Annotated in this window: 1 protein-coding gene; it reads left to right on the forward strand. The window is 62.5% G+C overall.

The genetic code is table 11. The annotated features are described in order from the left end of the window. Positions 1–79 precede the first annotated feature (79 nt). Positions 80–1,186 (forward strand): ISAs1 family transposase (locus tag TBU01S_RS22665; RefSeq protein WP_083953812.1); only part of this gene is annotated, 1,107 nt, incomplete at its 3' end.

A 1,186-nucleotide genomic window follows, 5' to 3' on the forward strand; every position in this document is an offset into this window, starting at 1 on the left:
TCGTTCACGATCAATCACTTGACATGCCCCTGTTCACAGTCGGTGTTTTTGTGTAGCTTCCTGTCTTTTTGGGCGACCGATGGACATAGGGAAGCTGGCCGACATGGTGGAGGTTTTCGAGGGCCTCGAGGACTGGCGCAATGCGCAACAGACGCGGCACCGCTTGAGCGAACTGCTCACCGTGGCGGTGTGCGCGGTGCTCAGCGGCGCCGACGACTTCGAGGAGATCTCGCAGTGGGGGCGCGCCAAAGTGCCGTGGCTGCAGGGCTTTCTGCGGCTCGACTACGGCGTGGCCTCGCCCGACACGTTCGAGCGCGTATTCGCGCTGCTCGATCCGAAGCAGTTTGAACAGGCCTTTCGCACCTGGGTCGGCGGCATCATCCCGGCGCTGGCCAAGGATCAGGTCATCGCCATTGATGGAAAGACGAGCCGACGCACGACGAGCAAGGCGGCCGCTGCGCCGCTGCATCTGGTCAGCGCATTTGCGGCCAACGTGGGCGTGGTGCTGGGTCAGACGGCCACAGCGGAGAAGTCCAACGAGATCACGGCGATTCCCGAACTGCTCAAGGTGCTCGACATCGAGGGCTGCATCGTCACCATCGATGCGATGGGTACGCAGACCAAGATCGCACGTGCCGTCCGTGAGCGAGGTGCCCACTACGTGCTGTGCGTAAAGGACAACCACCCGAAGCTGCTCGACTCGATCATGTTCGCCGACATCGATCCGCGCGGTCCGCTGACACCGAGTTCGACGCATGAAACCACGAGCACCGGCCATGGACGGATCGAGGTGCGACGCTGTACGGCGTTTGATGCGACCGATCGGCTCCACAAGGCCGAGGTCTGGAAGGACGTGGCCAGCTTTGCCGTGGTCGAGCGCGTGCGAACGGTGGGCGAGCGCACCAGTACCGAGCGCGTGTACTACATCAGCAGTCTGCCGGCTGACGCTGAGCGCATTGCGGTGGCGGTCAGAAGTCATTGGGAAGTGGAGAATCGGCTGCACTGGTGCCTGGATGTTCAGTTCGGCGACGACTACGCACGCGGACGCATCGGTCACATTGCCCACAACCTGGCGCTGGTGCGGCACATGGCGCTCAATCTCATCCGGCTCGATAAGTCCATCAAGACAAGCATCAAAACCAAGCGACTGCTGGCCGCGACGTCGGATGAGTTTCGCGCCGCGCTG

The organism is Thauera butanivorans NBRC 103042 (assembly GCF_001591165.1).
GTDB classification, from domain to species: domain Bacteria; phylum Pseudomonadota; class Gammaproteobacteria; order Burkholderiales; family Rhodocyclaceae; genus Thauera; species Thauera butanivorans.